General features: G+C 65.3%; 9 protein-coding genes and 1 riboswitch. Of the genes, 5 read left to right on the top strand and 4 right to left on the bottom strand.

The window, feature by feature from the left end; all coding sequences use genetic code 11:
• Positions 1–24 precede the first annotated feature (24 nt).
• The gene (locus OJB03_RS02040) at positions 25–1515 is read right to left on the bottom strand and encodes an efflux transporter outer membrane subunit (protein WP_263784774.1); all 1491 of its coding nucleotides are present in this window, start codon (positions 1513–1515) and stop codon (positions 25–27) included.
• Between the two features lie 69 nt (positions 1516–1584).
• Entirely contained in the window at positions 1585–2265 is a 681-nt protein-coding gene (locus tag OJB03_RS02045; RefSeq protein WP_263784775.1) for a TetR/AcrR family transcriptional regulator, read from the bottom strand.
• 273 nt (positions 2266–2538) lie between these two features.
• Between OJB03_RS02045 and OJB03_RS02050 the strand changes: the two genes are divergently transcribed.
• The 5 genes from OJB03_RS02050 to OJB03_RS02070 all read left to right on the top strand — a co-directional run bounded on the left by OJB03_RS02050 (position 2539) and on the right by OJB03_RS02070 (position 8244).
• Positions 2539–3027 carry a peptidylprolyl isomerase gene (locus OJB03_RS02050; protein ID WP_272507088.1) on the top strand — a complete coding sequence of 163 codons (489 nt, stop codon included), beginning with the start codon at positions 2539–2541 and terminating at the stop codon, positions 3025–3027.
• A gap of 141 nt (positions 3028–3168) precedes the next feature.
• A riboswitch (SAM riboswitch) is annotated at positions 3169–3284 on the top strand.
• A 124-nt stretch (positions 3285–3408) separates the two neighbouring features.
• Positions 3409–4818 carry an O-acetylhomoserine aminocarboxypropyltransferase/cysteine synthase family protein gene (locus tag OJB03_RS02055; RefSeq protein WP_263784776.1) on the top strand — a complete coding sequence of 470 codons (1410 nt, stop codon included), beginning with the start codon at positions 3409–3411 and terminating at the stop codon, positions 4816–4818.
• Positions 4819–4947: 129 nt separating this feature from the next.
• On the top strand, positions 4948–6006 hold the full coding sequence (gene metX / locus OJB03_RS02060; protein ID WP_263784777.1) for a homoserine O-acetyltransferase MetX: 1059 nt from the start codon (positions 4948–4950) through the stop codon (positions 6004–6006).
• 142 nt (positions 6007–6148) lie between these two features.
• Positions 6149–7102 carry an aspartate kinase gene (locus OJB03_RS02065; RefSeq protein WP_263784778.1) on the top strand — a complete coding sequence of 318 codons (954 nt, stop codon included), beginning with the start codon at positions 6149–6151 and terminating at the stop codon, positions 7100–7102.
• A gap of 23 nt (positions 7103–7125) precedes the next feature.
• Positions 7126–8244: a homoserine dehydrogenase family protein gene (locus OJB03_RS02070; RefSeq protein WP_263784779.1), complete on the top strand. Its 1119-nt coding sequence runs from the start codon at positions 7126–7128 to the stop codon at positions 8242–8244.
• 173 nt (positions 8245–8417) lie between these two features.
• On the opposite strand, the gene OJB03_RS02075 is transcribed toward OJB03_RS02070, so the two are convergent.
• Positions 8418–12404 (bottom strand): hybrid sensor histidine kinase/response regulator, encoded by a 3987-nt coding sequence (locus OJB03_RS02075; RefSeq protein WP_263784780.1) that lies wholly within the window; start codon positions 12402–12404, stop codon positions 8418–8420.
• Positions 12405–12871: 467 nt separating this feature from the next.
• On the bottom strand, positions 12872–17104 hold the full coding sequence (locus tag OJB03_RS02080; RefSeq protein ID WP_263784781.1) for a response regulator: 4233 nt from the start codon (positions 17102–17104) through the stop codon (positions 12872–12874).
• Positions 17105–17236 lie beyond the last annotated feature (132 nt).

Raw genomic sequence — 17236 nt, forward strand, 5'->3', positions numbered from 1 at the left:
GATGACGAATCTGGAATGCCCAGGCTACTGGAAGAGGCGCGGATCGTCGGGCGACTCCGCATCTGTCCATGGCCCGCCGAGGGCGCGGTGGAGCGCGAGGCGCGCGTTCACGACGGCCAGCCCGACCCCGGCGAGCCGCGTTCGCGCCTGTACGACGGTGCGCTCCGCGTCGATCAGGGCGAGTGCGTTGCCGACGCCGCGCTCGTAGCGGCCGCGTTGGGTCTGGAAGGCATTTCGTGCAGTCTCGACCTGCCGCTCCACCTCGCGGTACCGCCGCCGCTGCTTCTCGTAGGCCACCAAGGACGCCTTCACCTCCTGGAAGGCGGTGAGGACCGTCTGCTCGTAGCCAGCGGCCTGTTGCTTGTAACGCGCTTCGGCGACGTTCAGGTTGGCGCGGAGCCGGCCGCCCTGAAACAGGGGCGCCGTCAGCTGGGCGGCGAAGCTGGCAAACACCTGGCCGGGGTCCGCCAGGTCGGCCAGCTCGGTGCTCTGTGTCCCGCCCTGCCCGGTCAGCGACAGGCTCGGTAGCATCTCGGCCCGCGCCACGCCGATCTCCTGGCGGGCCGCCTCCAGACGGAGCGCCGCCCCGCGCACGTCGGGCCGCTGCATGAGCAGGTCCGAGGGCAGGCCCGCGGGCACGGGTTCAGGGGCAAGGGGAACGGTCATCGAGTCCGGAAGGAGCGCGCGCTGCTCCCCGGCAAAGCGGCCGAGAAGCGTCGCAAAGCGACTCTGGGCCTCGTAGAGCTGGCGTTCCAGATCCGGCTGTTCAGCCTGGGCGGCCTGCAGGTTCTGACGGACGGTGTAAAGCTGAAACGATGGCACGAGGCCCCGTGCATACCGGTCCTCGGTCACCGTTACCCGCTCCTCCAGGAGATCGACAGTGCGCTCCCCGAGACGCACCTGCCGCCGGAGAGACGCGATCTGGGCGTACGTCGAGATCGTCTGACCGATGACCGAGAGGCGGGCGGTCTGCAGGTCCGCGGCCGTGGCGAAGTATTGGCTGAGGGCCGCCTTGCGCTGGCTCCGCACGCGCCCCCAGAAGTCGAGCTCGTAGGAGAGGCCGAGCGTGGCCTGGTAGTCGGTAAACTCGAAGCGGTCCGGGCCCTGGCCCCCGCCGATGGCGCCCCCGATTCCGGTGTTGGCGGGCTGGTTCTGGTAGTTGCCCTGCCCGTTGGCCGTGACGCTCGGAAACAATGGAGCCCGTGCAATCCGGAATTGTGCTGCCAGCTCCTCGACACGGGCCTGGGCAGACTCGAGGTCGAGGTTGGCGGCGAGAGCCGTGTCGACGAGGGCCGTGAGGGAGGAGTCCTCGTACGCGGTCCACCACCGTGTGGCGTCGTACGCGGTCGTGTCGGCGGCCGCGGCGGGCAGGGTGGTGTCGCTGGGGGGCGCCTCGAACCGGTCCGGGAGCTCCTGTTCGGCGTCCGGAGTAGACATCTCCGGGGTCATCGAGCAGCCCGCAATTGCGAGTACGGCCGTCAGGAGCGCGGCCGCGGTGCGGCGAGAAGTCTTCATCTGAGAACGCTTGGCGTTAAACTGGAACGTCGGACGATTATTCGTGGAGCGTGCTCCGAGACCATCGCCTCATTCCGGCTGGGGCGAAGCCTGAGAATCGTTGTCTCCCTCCGAACGAGGCGCGAGGCCGTGGTAAATCAGGTCGAACACATGCTCCTTCCGGGACTCGACGAACGCGTCCCAATCATCCGCTGCCGGGGGATGCATGATTTGTACGGTGGGCTGCGCCACGAAGGCGTAGAGGCAGGTCGATATTACCGAGAGGACCGCCTGGTCGGGGTCCACGGGACGAATTTCGCCGGTCCGGGCAGCGGACGCGATGGTCTCCACCAAAATCTTCGGGGGGGCTTCTCCGGAGGTGGCGGCCTCGCGAATGTGCTCACCCAGCAGGGTGCCACCAGCGAGATTTTCCTGCACCATCAGCCGCATGCACGCCTCGTTGGAGCGGACGAAGTCGATGTACCCGTCGATGAACGCACGGAGGGTTTCCGCAAACGTCGGGGCCTGCTTCAGGGACTCGTCGAACGACGCCATGAACTGTCGCGTCGTGTAGGCGAAGACCTCCTCGTAGAGGGTGTCTTTGTTGCGGAAGTAGTAGTGCAGCATCGCCTTGTTGATGTCGGCGGCGTCGGCGATGGCCTGCATCCGGGCGCCCCGCCGCCCCTCTTGGGCGAATACCCGAAGGGCTGCGTCGAAGATCTCCCGCTCTGTCTCGGAATACTCGGAAAGGGAGGTGGAGACGTCGGCCATGAGGGAGGCATCTGGTGCAAGAACGCCCACTGCAACCGCGGGGCAACCGCCTGGTTCAACCAAATGGTTAACTGTTGTGTAATGAGGAACGTCGCCTGGGGGGGCAGCTGAGGGGGATTTGCGGTGTAGCCGGAGGGGGAGAGACTGCCCAGTCGTCCTCCAGCGCGGCAATTGGCTTTCCGGAAAGACGACGTCGGCCCCGAAACACCACCCTGTGCCTGCCGTCGGACAGGAGCAATTGCGTGCGCCTTTTTGCTGATTTCCTCTTTTGTCATGGCCGATCATCAACAGTGGGACTCTCCTCCCGAACTCCAAATCGACACCGATGCCGTCTACGAGGCGACCTTCGAGACCAGTGAGGGCACGATCCACGCTGAGCTCTACCCCGAGCATGCCCCGCACACGGTCAACAACTTTGCCTTCCTCGCCGATGAGGGCTTCTACGACGGGATTGCGTTTCACCGCGTCATCGAGGGCTTCATGGTGCAGGGCGGCGACCCTACTGGGACGGGCCGCGGCGGACCCGGCTACGAGTTCGACGACGAGATCGACGACAATCCGCTCACACACGAGACGGGCGTCCTTTCGATGGCGAATGCGGGCCCCAACACGAACGGCAGTCAGTTCTTCATCACGCGGGCGCCGCAGTCGCACCTTGACGGCAAGCACACCGTGTTCGGCGATGTGACCGACGGCCAGGACGTGGTCGATGCAATTGAGGAGAGCGACATGCTGAAGAGTGTCACTGTTGAAAAGCAGTAGCGCAAAAAGCAGCACTACAAAAGCAGTAGTGGGGGCGACGCATCGGAAACCGGCCTGTCGGCTTCTTCACAATCGAGCGTTGACATCGCCGGAGACAGCGCGTACCGTTTATACTGCTACGATATACCACTGGTAGCACTACATTCATCCAGAAGGGTGGAGGGAGCAGGCCCTCTGAAGCCCTGGCAACCGCCATCGGCCCCTCCGACGGAAAGGTGCCCCATCCTGCCTCGACCGCTGTCGAGGAAAGATGAGTGGGACCCGCGACCCTTCTGGTTGCTGATCCCCATCTGCTTTCCTGGCGGCTGGGGATTTTCTTTTGTCCTCGGTCGTGTTGGCGCATAAAGGATTGCCCTCCGGGCCTGTCCTCGGCTCTTCTGGATGAGCGTTCTAGTCCTCTGCATCCAGAGAGCCGATATTTCTATGAGTACCGAGAACGGACAGCACGACTCCAATCCTGAGCAGCCGGACGCCCCCGAGGTGCCCCGCTACGAAACCCGCCAACTCCACGCGGGGCAGGAGCCGGACCCGGCCACCAACGCCCGGGCCGTGCCCATCTACGCGACTACCTCTTACACCTTCGACGATGCGGAGCACGGGGCCGACCTCTTCGCCCTCGAGGAGTTCGGCAACATCTACACCCGCATCATGAACCCGACGAACGATGTCTTCGAAAAGCGGGTGGCCGCGCTCGAAGGCGGCGTCGCGGCCGTCGCCACCGCCAGTGGGCAGTCTGCCCAGTTCTTGGCCCTCAACACGCTCTGCGAGCACGGCGACAACATCGTCTCCACGAGCTACCTCTACGGCGGGACCTACAACCAGTTCAAGAATTCCTTTCCCCGTCGCGGCCTCGACGTCCACATTGCCGACGGCGACGACCCGGACTCGATCGAAAGCCTGATTGACGAGGATACGAAGGCGGTCTACCTGGAAACGATCGGCAATCCGCGCTTCAACATCCCAGACTTCGAGCGGATCGCCGACATCGCACACGACCACGGCGTGCCCCTCGTGGTGGACAACACGTTCGGCGCGGCGGGCTTCCTGTGCAGCCCGATTGAGCACGGGGCCGACATCGTCACGGCCAGTGCGACGAAGTGGATCGGGGGGCACGGCACCACCATCGGTGGCGTCATCGTGGATGCGGGCACGTTCCCCTGGGACAACGGCCGCTTCCCCGAGTTCACCGAGCCGAACCCCAATTACCACGGCCTCAAATTCTGGGAAACCTTCGGCCCGGACGGCGTGCTCGATACGAACGTTGCCTTTGCGATGCGGGCCCGCGTGGAAAGCCTGCGCGACTTCGGCCCGGCCCAGAACCCGTTCGGCTCGTTCCTCCTGCTGCAGGGCCTCGAAACGCTTTCCCTGCGCGTGCAGCGGAGCTGCGACAACGCGCTTGAGCTGGCGACGTGGCTCCGGGAGCAGGACGCGGTATCGTGGGTCAGCTACCCGGGACTGGAGGACCACCCCTACCACGAGCGGGCCAATAGGTACCTGGAGAATGGGTACGGCGCGGTGCTCACGTTTGGGGTCGAGGGGGGCGTCGAGGGCGGCAAGCGCTTCGTCGAGAACGTGGAGCTGGCCAGTCACCTCGCCAACGTGGGGGACGCGAAGACGCTCGTCATCCACCCCGCTTCTACCACCCATCAGCAGCTGACCGAGGAGGAGCAACAGGCCTCCGGCGTCGAGCCCGACATGGTGCGAGTGTCCGTCGGGATCGAGCACATTGACGACATCAAGGCGGACTTCGCGCAGGCGTTCTCGGCGCTTCCGTCGACGACGGCTGCGTAGTCCTGTGTAGTGCGTACTCCGCGTTGCGCATCCGTCCCTGGGGAAGTTCTCCAGGTGCCCCGACGCGGCACGCACTACGCGCCCTGTGTAGGTCCTCGTGTGCTCCGCCGAGTCCATCCGTCTGCTCCGATGTCAAAGACCCTTACCCTTCCTGCGTTCACCCTCGACGATGGCACGACGCTGCGGAATGTGCCCGTGGCGTACCGGACGTGGGGCGCCCTCAACGCAACCGGCACCAACGCCGTCCTGGTGTGCCACGCCCTCACCGGCGATACGGATGTGGCCGACTGGTGGGACGGGCTTTTCGGGCCCGGCCGCGCCCTTGATCCTATGGAAGACTTCGTGGTGTGTCTGAACGTCCCGGGGTCTCCCTACGGCTCGGTGGCGCCGGTAACGGCGAATCCGGAGACCGGCGACCGCTACGGGGCCGACTTCCCGTCGTTTACGATCCGCGACACGGTTCGCCTCCACCGGCGCGCGCTGGAGAGCCTTGGCGTGCAGCAGGTGGCGTGCGCCATGGGCGGGTCGATGGGCGGCATGCACGTGCTGGAGTGGGCCTTCGAGACGACCGATGGCGGAGCCCCGTTCGTGCGGTCGCTCGTTCCCATTGCCGTGGGGGGGCGCCATACGGCCTGGCAGATCGGGTGGGGCGAGGCGCAGCGGCAGGCCATCTTCGCCGACCCGAAGTGGCGAGACGGAGGATACCCGCCGGACGACCCCCCGAAGGACGGCCTTGCCACGGCCCGCATGATGGCGATGGTGTCGTATCGTTCGCAGCCGTCCCTTGAGGGGCGGTTCGGCCGCGATGCAATGCCGGAGAAGGACGGCACGCCCTACGCCGTGGAGAGCTATCTGCACCACCACGGCGACAAGCTCGTCGATCGCTTCGATGCAAACTGCTACGTCACCCTGACCCGGCAGATGGACACCCACGACGTGGCCCGTGGTCGTGGCGACTACGCAGAGGTGCTAGGGGGCATCGAGCAGCCGAGCCTGGTCGTGGGCATTGACTCGGACGTGCTGTATCCGCTGTCCGAGCAGGAGGAGCTCGTAGAGCACCTGCCCAGCGCCACCCTGGAGGTGTTATCGGCGCCGCACGGACACGACACGTTCCTCATTGAGCTCGATGCCCTCAATGACCTCGTGACGACGTGGCGGGCCAACATCTGTTCGTCCGTCGCGGCCTGAGCCGAATTCCGAACGCGGACACTGAGAGGCAGCCCCTCGCCGCCGGGCCGACAGACCACACGGAAATGCCCCCGCGGTGTAGCATGCCGCCGTATCCCTCCCTCCTCACGCACCATTCACCACGACAGGGCACTGACTTGTCATGCCGGACTCCCCCATTTCGTCGACGGAATGCACGTCGCTCCCCGTTCGTGTCCTCAAATTCGGCGGCACGTCGGTCGGCTCCGCCGAGGGCATAAAGAACGCGGTCCGCCTTGTGCGCGCCGCCACCGAGACCTGCCGGCCGGTCGTCGTGGTGTCCGCCGCGGCAGGGGCCACGGACGACCTCGCACAGGCCGCCGCGGAAGCCCAGTCCGATTGCGTCCCTGTCGAGGCCTGGACACGGCGCGTAGGGCGGCGCTACCGCACCCTCGCCGCGGACACCCTCGGCGACGAGGCGCTGCGGGCCCGCTACGCCACCGCCCTGCAGGCAGAGCTCTCGGAGCTACGCCGTGCACTGCAGAGGATGTCGGGGCCGAATGCCGCCGCGGCCCGCGACGTCGTGCTGGCCGCTGGCGAACGGCTGATGGTGCCGCTGGTGGCCGCCGCGCTCGACGCCTGCGGGTGTGCATCACGGGCCGTCGATGCGGCGAGACTCATCCGCACCGACGCCGCCCACGGCAACGCGACGGTGCAGTGGGACGCCACCCGGCGACAGGTGCGGGACTGGCATCGGGGGCGGGCCGCCGGCCTGCCGGTCGCTACGGGCTTCGTCGGGGGGACGGCCGACGGCGAGACCACCACGCTCGGCCGAGGGGGGAGCGACCTATCCGCCGCCGTTCTTGCCTGGGCACTGGGGGCGGACCGAATGGAACGCTGGACCGACGTGGATGGCCTGTACACCCGTGACCCGGATGAGCACAGCGACGCGCAGCACCTTCAACGCATCGACTTCGAGCAGGCACGCGCCTGGACAAAAGCCGGACGGCTCGGCATGCATCCGTCCACGCTCGATCCCCTGATCGACGCCGGCATTCCGCTCCGTGTCCGGTGCACGCACCGCCCCGAGGCCCCGGGAACCCGAATCGCTCCAGCCCCGACTCTCGCTCAGGGGTGACCCTTCACTGATCCGCCGACACGATGACCTCTCATTCGTTCTCGACCTCCCGCTCCGCCGCCCCGTCGACATCCTCCCCCCCGATCCGCGTGTATGTAGCGGGCGTGGGGGACGTTGGGGCCGCCCTACTACGACAGATCGATGCTCGGGAGGAGAATGGGCAGGATCTCCGCCTCATTGGGGCCTGCACGTCGCGTCGGGCCGCATGGGTCGCTCCCGATCGTGGCCCGGAGGCCCTGCTCACCGGCCTGGAAGAGGCCGCGCCGCCCGACTGGCCGGCCATCGTGGATCGCCTCACGCAGGAGACACCGCGCCCGCTCGTCTTCGTGGACGCCACCGGCAGCCCCGACGTAGCGGCCCATTACGAGGTTCTCCTCCGGGGCGGAGTTCACGTCGTCACCCCGAGCAAGCTCGCCAATACCCGCTCGCAGTCCACGTTCGACCAGCTGCAGGCCGCGGCGGCGGAGGCGGGCGTGCAGTACCGCTACGAGACGACCGTCGGGGCGGGGCTGCCCGTGGTCCAGACCGTGCGGGACCTCGTCGCCACCGGCGACCGCGTTCACTCGATCCGTGGGGGCGTCTCCGGGACGCTTACCTTTCTGTTCAGCGCGCTGCGAGACGGGGCCTCCTTCAGCGAGGCCGTGCGGGCCGCCGTCGACCGGGGGTACGCCGAGCCCGATGTGCGCGACGACCTCTCCGGGACGGACGTGGCGCGGAAGTTTCTGATCCTGGCACGCACTGCCAGCTACGCCGTCGAACCCTCGGACGTGCAGGTCGAGTCGCTGGTGCCGGACCCACTGGCCGATCACTCTTACGACGCCTTTCTTGATCGTCTCTCTACGGTTGACCCGCACTGGCGGGAGCGGTCGACGGCCGCGGCGGTCGAGGACGCGGTCCTCCAGTACGTGGGCCACTTTTCGCCGGAGGGGATTGAGGTAGGGGTTGAGTCCGTGCCGGGCGATACGGCCTTCGGGCAACTGGGGGCGCAAGAGAATCTGTTCGAAATCACGACGGACCGGTACGCCGATGTCCCTCTCGTCGTGCGCGGACCGGGTGCGGGCCCATCCGTGACGGCCGCGGGGGTGCTAGCCGACGTGCTCACGGTGGCGCGGGAGGCCGGATCGTCGTTGCCCCCGACGTAGACGGGCCTCTGTGCAGGGAGCAGGCCGCAATCGGTTCGGATCCGCTGACCCTGATCGGCCCGCCGTGCGCCCTCGTTCTCCCACCGTCCGGCGATGCGCTACTTTTCGAGTTGGGACCCGAGTCGCGTGCACGTTCTCGTGGACCGGACCGACCGCTCACCTTCCCACGGCGACTACGCATCGGGGCCCGCGCGGTCTCCAGACGAAGGAGCCGCCGTCCCTGCCTCGTCGGGCGTGGTGCCAGGGGCCAAGACCCTGGACAGCTCGTCTTTCCGGATCGGTTTGCTGAGAAAGGCGTCCATTCCCGCCTCCAGGCAGCGCCTGCGGTCCTCCTCCGTGACGGAGGCGGTGAGGGCCACCACGTAGGGCTGTTCTCCGGACGGCACGTCGTCGCGGAGGCGCCGCGTCGCCTCCAGTCCGTCCAGCTCCGGCATCTGCACGTCCATCAAGACAACGTCGTAGGTCTGATCGTGGACGGCCGTCAAGGCGTCCGCCCCGTTGGGCACGGTGTGAACCTCATGCCCCATCTTCTCCAGCAACTGTGTCGCCATCTCCCGATTCACGGCATTGTCCTCCGCGAGGAGCACACGACGGGACCGAACCTCGGGGTCGGACTGGTCGCCGTCCTTACCTGAGGTGTCGTCCTCACGACCGTCCAGAAGCGCGGTCAGCGTGTCGTGGAGCCCCGACTGCTTGATCGGCTTGTGGAGCCGAGAGGTAGGGGCCGAGAGGTCGGATGCGGCGGCCCGCCCCACCCCGAGGAGAACGACCGGAAGATCCGTCCCGGATGCTCGTTCTCGAAGCTGAGACGCCAGGGCATGTCCGCTCATCTGGGGCAGTTTTTCGTCCACCACGGCCACCTCGTGGGGAATGCCCGTGTCCAACTGCTGGAGCGCCTCGTCCCCCGATGCGAAGACGCTCGCCTCCATGCCCCACGCCTCCGTCTGCTGCCGGAGGAGTGCACGGTTGGTGTCGTTGGGCGCAACGATGAGAACCTGCACTCCCTGCATGGCCGAAGACGACCCGGTGGGACCCACATTTCTGTCGGTCCGCTCGCCTTTCTCCACCTCAATCGTAAAATGGAATGTGGACCCTTCACCGACCGCACTCTCGACCCACATTTCTCCTCCCATTGCCTCTGTCAGTTGCTGGGAAATGGAGAGGCCGAGCCCGGTGCCCCCGTACTCTCGGCTCTTCGACGCGTCAACTTGACGGAACGACTCGAAGAGCCGGTCGCGCTCCTCTTCTGGGATGCCAATGCCGGTATCCTGCACACTGAAGTGGAGCTCGTACTTCCCCCTCGGCGTGGCGGGCGACGACGCCACCCGGACCCGGAGCGTGACCTCCCCTTTCTCGGTAAACTTGACCGCATTGGACAGCAGGTTGAGAAGAATTTGGTGAAGCCGAGTCCGGTCGCCGTGGATCACAGAAGGAACCGCCGGGTCGATCAGGTAGGTCAACTCGATGCCCTTTTCCGCTACCCGGGCGGCGAGTGGATCCAGTGCCTCCTCGACGCAGGTCTGCACGCGGATGGGATGCTCCTCCAACTCCGCCTCTCCGGCCTCCAGCTTCGAAAAGTTGAGGATGTCGTCGATGATCGAAAGGAGCGTGGTCCCGCTGCTCTGGATGGCGTCCACGAATTGTTGCTGCTCGGGCGTCAGTTCAGTGTCGGAGAGCAGGTCGGCGAAGCCGATGACCCCGTTCATCGGCGTGCGGATCTCGTGGCTCATGTTGGCCAGAAACTCGCCCTTGGCCTTCGAGGCCGCAAGCGCCTCCTCCTGGGCGTCCTTGAGCTCCTGGGTGCGCCGGGCGACCTGGTCCTCCAGTCGACGCTTCCGTGTCTCCAAGACACGGGTGCGCCAGCGAATGGCGCCGGCGACGAGCCCGATGAGGCCCAAGGCGCACAGGAGGTAGAACCACGTCGTCCGCCAGAATGGGGGCGTGATGGTGAAGGAATAGGCCTCCACTGGCCCCCAGACGTCATCGCTGTTGGCTGCTTTGACCTCGAAGGTGTACGAGCCGGGGGGAAGGTTGGAGTAGGTGGCCCGCTGCCGTTTGGTGGCCTTCGACCACCTCTCATCGAGCCCCTCTAGCCTATACTTGTACGTAACCCGCTCCGGAACGGTGTGGTTGATGCCGACGAAGCGGAAAATGAGGTGGTCCTTGTCGTACGGGAGCGACAGGCCGGTCGGGAGCTGTTCCCAAGGGGTGGTGCCGTCCGCGTATTGGCTCCAGTCCGGATCTTCGGGATAGAGCTGGAGGTCCGTCAGGTGGGTCTGGGGAGGGGCCGTCTGCCCCCGGTCCCGGGCGGGGTGGTAGCGCACGAGGCCCGTGCTCGTCCCGAACCAGAGCAGGCCGTTGTCGTCCTCGTAGGTCGCGTGCTCGGTCGCCACGCCTCCTCGCAGGTCGACGTCCTTGTCGTACGAGCGAATCGATACGCTCCCCGTCCGGTGGTACCTGTCCAGGTCAATCCGGTTGAAGCCTCCTTCATTCCCGACCCAGAGGTTGTTTTGCTGGTCGAGATGAAAGGCGACCGAGCTTGTGCCGTTGAGCCCATCCTCGGGGGTTATGTGTCGGAGCGAGTCTGCTCGTCCCTGCTGCGGGGGCGAGTGGACGGACACGCCGTGCTGAGTCCCGATCCACAGATGGCCTTCTGGGTCAACCTCTAGGCTCAGCACGGCCCCGAGCCCCGCGCTTTCAACGGCCGGAGTAGGGCGGAACGACTTTCCATCGAAGCGGCTCACGCCTCTGCCAGCCCATACCTGGCCTGTGCTGTCAATCGTGACGCTCCGGACCTGGTCGCTCGTCAGCCCGTCGGCGGTCGTGAAACGAGTAAAGCCGGAACCGTTGTAGCGCAGAAGTCCCCGCTCGGTGGTTGCGAACCAGAGCGTGCCGGAGGGGGCCTCCTGGATGGTGGTCACTGTTCCGATGGGGTCCCCCTCGACCCGATCGTACGAGGTGTAGGTGCGTCCGTCGTACCGAAAGAGCGTCGACCGGGCTGCGATCCAGAGGACATCGTTCTGCGCCCAATGGATTGAGATGAGTTCCTGCTGCAGTTGATTGTCGGGCCCCGGCACGTCGGTGAAGGTGGTGCCGTCGTAGCGGCTTAGTCCGTCGTGTGTCGCGATCCATAAGTCCCCATTCGGCCCCTCGTCGAGGCTCCAAGAGATGTCTGCCGCCAGGCCATCGGCCGTAGAAAAGTAGTCGAAGGGGGTATGCGGGTACTTGTGGAGGCCGTCCGAATCGGTGGTGACCCAGACATTTTGCTCCTGGTCCCTGAAAAGCCCCTGCACAGATACATCGTCGATGGCGGTAGACTGGAGCCGCCCGCTCTGCCAGCGATACAGACCGGTACGCGTTCCGAGCCAGGGGGCCCGCCCCGACGGGTCCAGGATGGAAAGCACATCTTGGTCCGATGTGCCGGGGAGCTTCTCGAAGCGGGAACCATCGCGCCGAAACAGTCCCTGCTTTGTCTCGACCCAGAGGCGACCGTTTGCAGGGGCGGCAAGCGTAGTGACAGACGCTGTGGTCTCACCGCCTGCGATGGACAGGGAGGTGAGTGTAGAATCGGTGTACCGGTACAGGCCACTGTCTGTCCCTACCCACAGCGTGTCGCCTCGGCTGGCGAGACTACCTGGGTAGAGGTTCTGGAGGCGGTCCGGGGCGAGAGCACGAAAGCCGTCTCCATCGTGGGCATATACGTTGTCGGTGGTGCCCACCCACACTGGCGTGCCGTCGTTCCCCCCAGTAATCGACTGAACGTCATTCTGGGCGAGCGTGCTGTTTTCCGCCGTGAACGTTGTCGTCTCCTGTCCATCGTAGCGTGCCAGTCCGCTCAGTGTCCCGACCCAGATCGCGCCCGTCGAATCGGTGTGGACGGCTGTGGTCAAGTTGCCCGGAAGGCCGTCTTCAATCGTGAAGCGCTTGAACTCGTGGCCGTCAAAGCGAGCTAGCCCCCCACCGTAGAGCCCCAGCCACAGGTATCCCCTCGGACCCTGAAGCCCATCCCATACCTGCATCTTCGGAAGGCCGTCCTCCGTCTCGAAAGTGGTGACGCGTTGACCCTGAGCAGTCGCCGGGCCCGAGAGCAGAACGAGGCCGAAAACGGCTGCACACGCCAGGAGGGCTCTGTAGGTCCTCAGCGGCAGTTGTCGATGCATTCGCACAAAGAACGTTTTTCGGTGCACGGCGAAGAGACATTCGCCGAAGATATTCTGGTGTGTTCTGCGTCCAAAATATGTATTGTCAACAAATACGAGACCAGACTGACTTCTTCGACGACGTCATTCGAAGATATTTCTGGAAAGAAAAATTTCAACCGTAAAACGCAGCAGGCCTGGGCTCCACCTCGACTGTAGGCGAAACAGAGCTGGATGCGAAACCGCGCAAGGTGACGCGGCAGATGTATGTACATGTGCACCATTCTTACCTGCACGTGGCAGATTTTGCGTCCCCAGAGGCCCGATTGTCATAGCGATAAGTTCCCGGGGCGCGCCCGTGGAAATCGATACGGTCCCTCCGGCGGTTGCCCTCGGCGAGACTCGTACCGGTGGTTGCATGAGACGCCGGGGGCCAAACAGCCAAGCCGGATCATAGATGCATACACAGGCCGAGGGGATGCTGGCGCCTACGACGACCCGTTGGGGACCGACCGAAGCACGCCCGACAGGTCGTCCTGCTGGATGGGCTTGCTGAGAAACGCATCCATCCCCGCTTCCTGACAGCGCTCACGATCCTGCTCCAGTACCGCCGCGGTCAGGGCCACCACGTACGGTTGCTCGTCCGCCGGCCAATCCGCACGGATGCGACGCGTGGCCTCCAGCCCGCCCATCTCCGGCATCTGCACGTCCATCAACACCACTTCGTAGCAGTGTTCGCGGAGGGCCGAGAGGGCCTCCTCTCCATTTTCGGCCGTTTCCACCTCATGGTTCATCGTTTTGAGGAGCTGTGTGGCCATCTTCCGATTTACCGTGTCATCCTCCACGAGAAGGATGTCCCGACGAGGGGCCTCGGTTTCCTCCCCAGATGAGGAGGCAGTGTCCCGGCCGAGGGCATCGAAAAGGGCGTTCTGCAGGCTTGACTGTTTGATTGGCTTGTGCATCCAGGCGACGCCCGCGTCCATTTGTCGTTGTGGGCGGTGTACCGAGCTGAGGACAACCACCGGAAGTGCGCCGAGCGCATCGCGAAGGTGCTCCGTGAGGGTGAGGCCGTCCATCTCCGGCATCTGCATGTCTAGGAGGGCTAGGTCGTACGAGGGGGCTGCCTCCTTCAGGTGCGCAAGCGCGTCCGGGCCGGAGGCAAAGGCCTCTGCGTCCAGCCCCCACCGGCGGGACAGTTGGAGCAGCAGGTCCCGGTTCGTCGCGGTGTCGTCCACGATCAGGGCACGTGTCCCTTCCAGCGATGGATAATCGTCCCGGACATCCGGGGCCGCCTCGGCAGGCCCCTCCGCGGCGTTCACCTCGATGGCGAACGCGAACGTTGATCCCTCGCCGACCTTGCTGTCCACCCAGATGTTTCCGTCCATCGCGTCGACGATTTGTTGGCAAATGGACAACCCCAGCCCCGTGCCGCCGTGCTCTCGGGTGGTGGAGGCGTCGGCCTGCGTGAACGAGTCGAACAGCTCCTCCTGCTCGTCTTGCGGAATGCCCATTCCGGTGTCCGACACCCGAAACTGCAATGCGTGTGCGATGCCGGAATCGGGGACAGTGGCCGGGGTGACCCGGACGGTGACCTCGCCCTCTTCGGTGAATTTTACGGCGTTGGAGAGTAGGTTGAGCAGGACCTGCCGGAGGCGGGTCTCATCGGTTTCAACCACGGGGGGCACCGCCTCATCGATCAGGTAGGTCATCTCCAGCCCCTTCTCCGCCGCCTTCGTGGACAGGGTGTCGAGCGCTTCCTCAATTACCGACCGGAGCCGGACGGGGCGCGCCTCGAGGTCGATCTCCCCGGCCTCCAGCTTCGAAAAGTCCAGGATGTCGTTGATGAGCGAGAGCAGGGCGGTGCCGCTGTTCTGAATGGCAGCAACGAATTCCTCCTGCTCGGCCGACAGGTCCGTACCGGCCAGCAGGTCGGCAAACCCGATGACCCCGTTCATCGGCGTGCGGATTTCGTGGCTCATGTTGGCCAGAAACCGGCTCTTGGCCCGTGCGGCGGAGAGGGCCTCCTGCCGAGCCGCACGCAGTTCTCTTTCCATCTCCTTGCGCTCTGTGATGTCGTAGGTGATGCCCACAATGCGGTGGACGTCGCCGTGGTCGCCCACGAGGGGCACCTTTGTGGTCAGAGCGACCCGCTCTTCCCCGGACGGGGGAACGATGGTCTCTTCCTGATCGATAATCGGTCTGCCCGTCTCGACGACCTCCTGCTCGTCGGCGTAGTACTCCGGGGCGTACTCATCAGGGTAGAAGTCAAAGTCGGTCCTGCCGGTCAGGTTGGACGGGGCATCGGCCCCCACCAGCTGTGCGGTGTACGCGTTCGCCACCACGAAGCGGCCGTCCGCGTCCTTCACGTAAATGGCCTGCGGGAGGTGGTCGATGAGGGTGCGCAGAATCTCCTCCCGTTCACGCAGGGCCTCGGTGCGGGCGCGCACCTTCTGGCGAAGCGTGACGCCCCAGGCCGTGGCGCCGAGCCCCAGCAGCACCAATACCGCAATGAGGCCGACGGTGTGCTCCCAGTTCCACCACGAGGCCGCCTGCACCACGGCCACGTCCGAGGCATCGCGGAGTGTCAACGAGAAAGACAGGGGCAAAATGGCTCCCCCCTTCTCGTCGAGCTCTACGTCGTAAATGCCGGAGATCCGAAGCTGGCTCCCGGGACGAATCGCGTCCAGGGAGGCGGGCATCGTGTTTCGACGGAGGATGGCATCAAACACATGGCGGCCTGCTCGCAGGGTGAGGATCTGGCGGTTTCCCAGAGAGGTGCGGTCCACCAACTCGGCCGTCAGCTGCACAAGGTGCTCGTCGTACGCGGCGTCGAGTGCATCCTCGGTGGACAACAACAGCGGGGCAGGGGGCGTCGTGGCCTCCCCTTTCTGGTACAGCGCATCCTCCAGGATGGGATGGTACGGCCCGGAGGTCGCGAACCCGGCGACGGATACCCGGTCGCCCACCTTGACAGCCGCACTGTCCTGCGTCCTCACGAGAACGGCGCCGGTCTCGTCTTGAAGGTGTAGCGTGCCATCGTCAGTACGGTGGGTGACGATGCCGTCAACCCGGGTTATTGATCGGGGTCTTCCGCCGGGGAGGAAGCGGAGAAGGGCCTCGATCGGGACCGCCGAGATGGAAAAGGGGTCGGGCGGACCGGGTGTGCGGACGTCGATGAATGACCAGCCGGGCACAAACATTTTCGTGCCCGCGAATTGGCCGCGGTCATTGAAGACCGTGCTCCACACTCCTTGGAGTTCCACCCGGGCCCCCACGATCTGATCTGGAAGGGAATCCTGGGCGAGATGAGGGGGGATTTGTGCCTCGAACTGATCGGGGCCCAGGTCCACTTTGACGAACATGCGCCCCCGGGTGCTTTTCCGGACGGCCCGGACCAGCCCCTGTACCTGCTGCCACTGGGCTTCTTCTTGGCCGGAGAGCAATCGCTGAAGGGGGGTAGAAGGAGCGTCCGGAAGTGCTCCCTCTCCGAGGAGGCGAATGTTTTCCGCCTCCACGATGGGGGCAAAGGCGCCTGCGCCACTCGTGCCGTCCAGGGCCACGCGCTGACCGGCCTTGAGGCGGCCCCACGCCACCGAATCCGTCTTTACAAAGATACCGGCCGTCTCGTCCTGTATGAATAAAAGTTTCCATGACGGATCGGCGTACGTGACGACGCCCTCGAGACGAACGGGGGCATCCTGGCGGGCCTCCTCACGCGGCAGCTCAAGAATGGAAGATGCCCGGGTGAGAAGAGGGGGCGTCCCAGCTGCTGTGTCCGCGGGCTGGGAGGCACCATCGAGGGAATGGACCACGGCGTTGCGGAGATATGCGGCGTCCGAACTCTCGGCACGAATCCCGATCACTTCGACCGAGTCGCCCACCCCGACCGACGGGGGCGCTCGCGGCTGGACCTGAATCTGCCCCGTCGAGTCCCGCAGCTGTAAGACCGCCCCGGCGGTCTTAGCGGCAATGACGCCCCGCGTCCGTACCATAGGACCGGATGGGGGCTGGATAGTCTGTGCGGCGCGAACCGACGTCAAGGGCTTGGTTCGCGGGCTCCGCTTCACCTCAACGTAGTCCAGGGAGGAGAGCTGGAGCTGGACCCCGCGGACTTGTTCGGCCGCCGGATCCCACTCGGCCCCGACGGCGCCACGCACTCGAATGCGGGCCCCAAGGAGAGACGCAAAGCTGGAATCCACGGACGAGAGTACCTGTGCGGGGATCCGATCAGTCTCGTCTTCTAGCGTGAGCGCAAGCCGACCGGACTGCCGTTCTATCGACCGAACGACTCCTTCCGTCGAAATCCAGTCCCCGCTGTGCTGGGCCAGTGTGATGGTGCTGAGAGAGCGGGGGGCAGGAGAGGGCAGCGAGTCCGGACTTGTAGCCTCAATGTGGAGGGAGTCGATGCTGGAGCCCGGAGTCCCCACCACGCCCGTGAGTTGAACCCGGTGGCCCACGGGGGGCACCGCCTGCCGCGGATTAAGTGCAAGCCCTCCCGTCTCGTCCTGCACGAAGAGGCGTCCCCGAGACGAGTCCGAATACGTGACAATTCCGTCCAGTGTGACCGGCTCTCCGTAGAGCGTCTCGTCTTCCGCCGCGGTCTCGACCGCACTTGCCGAGGTAAGAGTGCGAGGGGGCGAGTCGGACTGACACCCTAGGGCAACGAAACCTGTGACGAGCAGGCCGACCCAGCCATATGTGGAAAATGCTTGAGCAAGCACGACGGCACGAGAGTTGGAAGGGTGTTATTGGCGGTGCCGACCAGACCGGCAGACAGCATACAAAAGTGTCCCAGATGCGAAGGGCCACGACACAATGGCGCGATGTCCCCTGGGGGGCCCGAGACACTACCA

Origin of the sequence: Salinibacter grassmerensis (genome assembly GCF_947077765.1) — a bacterium.
In the GTDB taxonomy this organism is placed as follows: Bacteria; Bacteroidota; Rhodothermia; order Rhodothermales; family Salinibacteraceae; genus Salinibacter; species Salinibacter grassmerensis.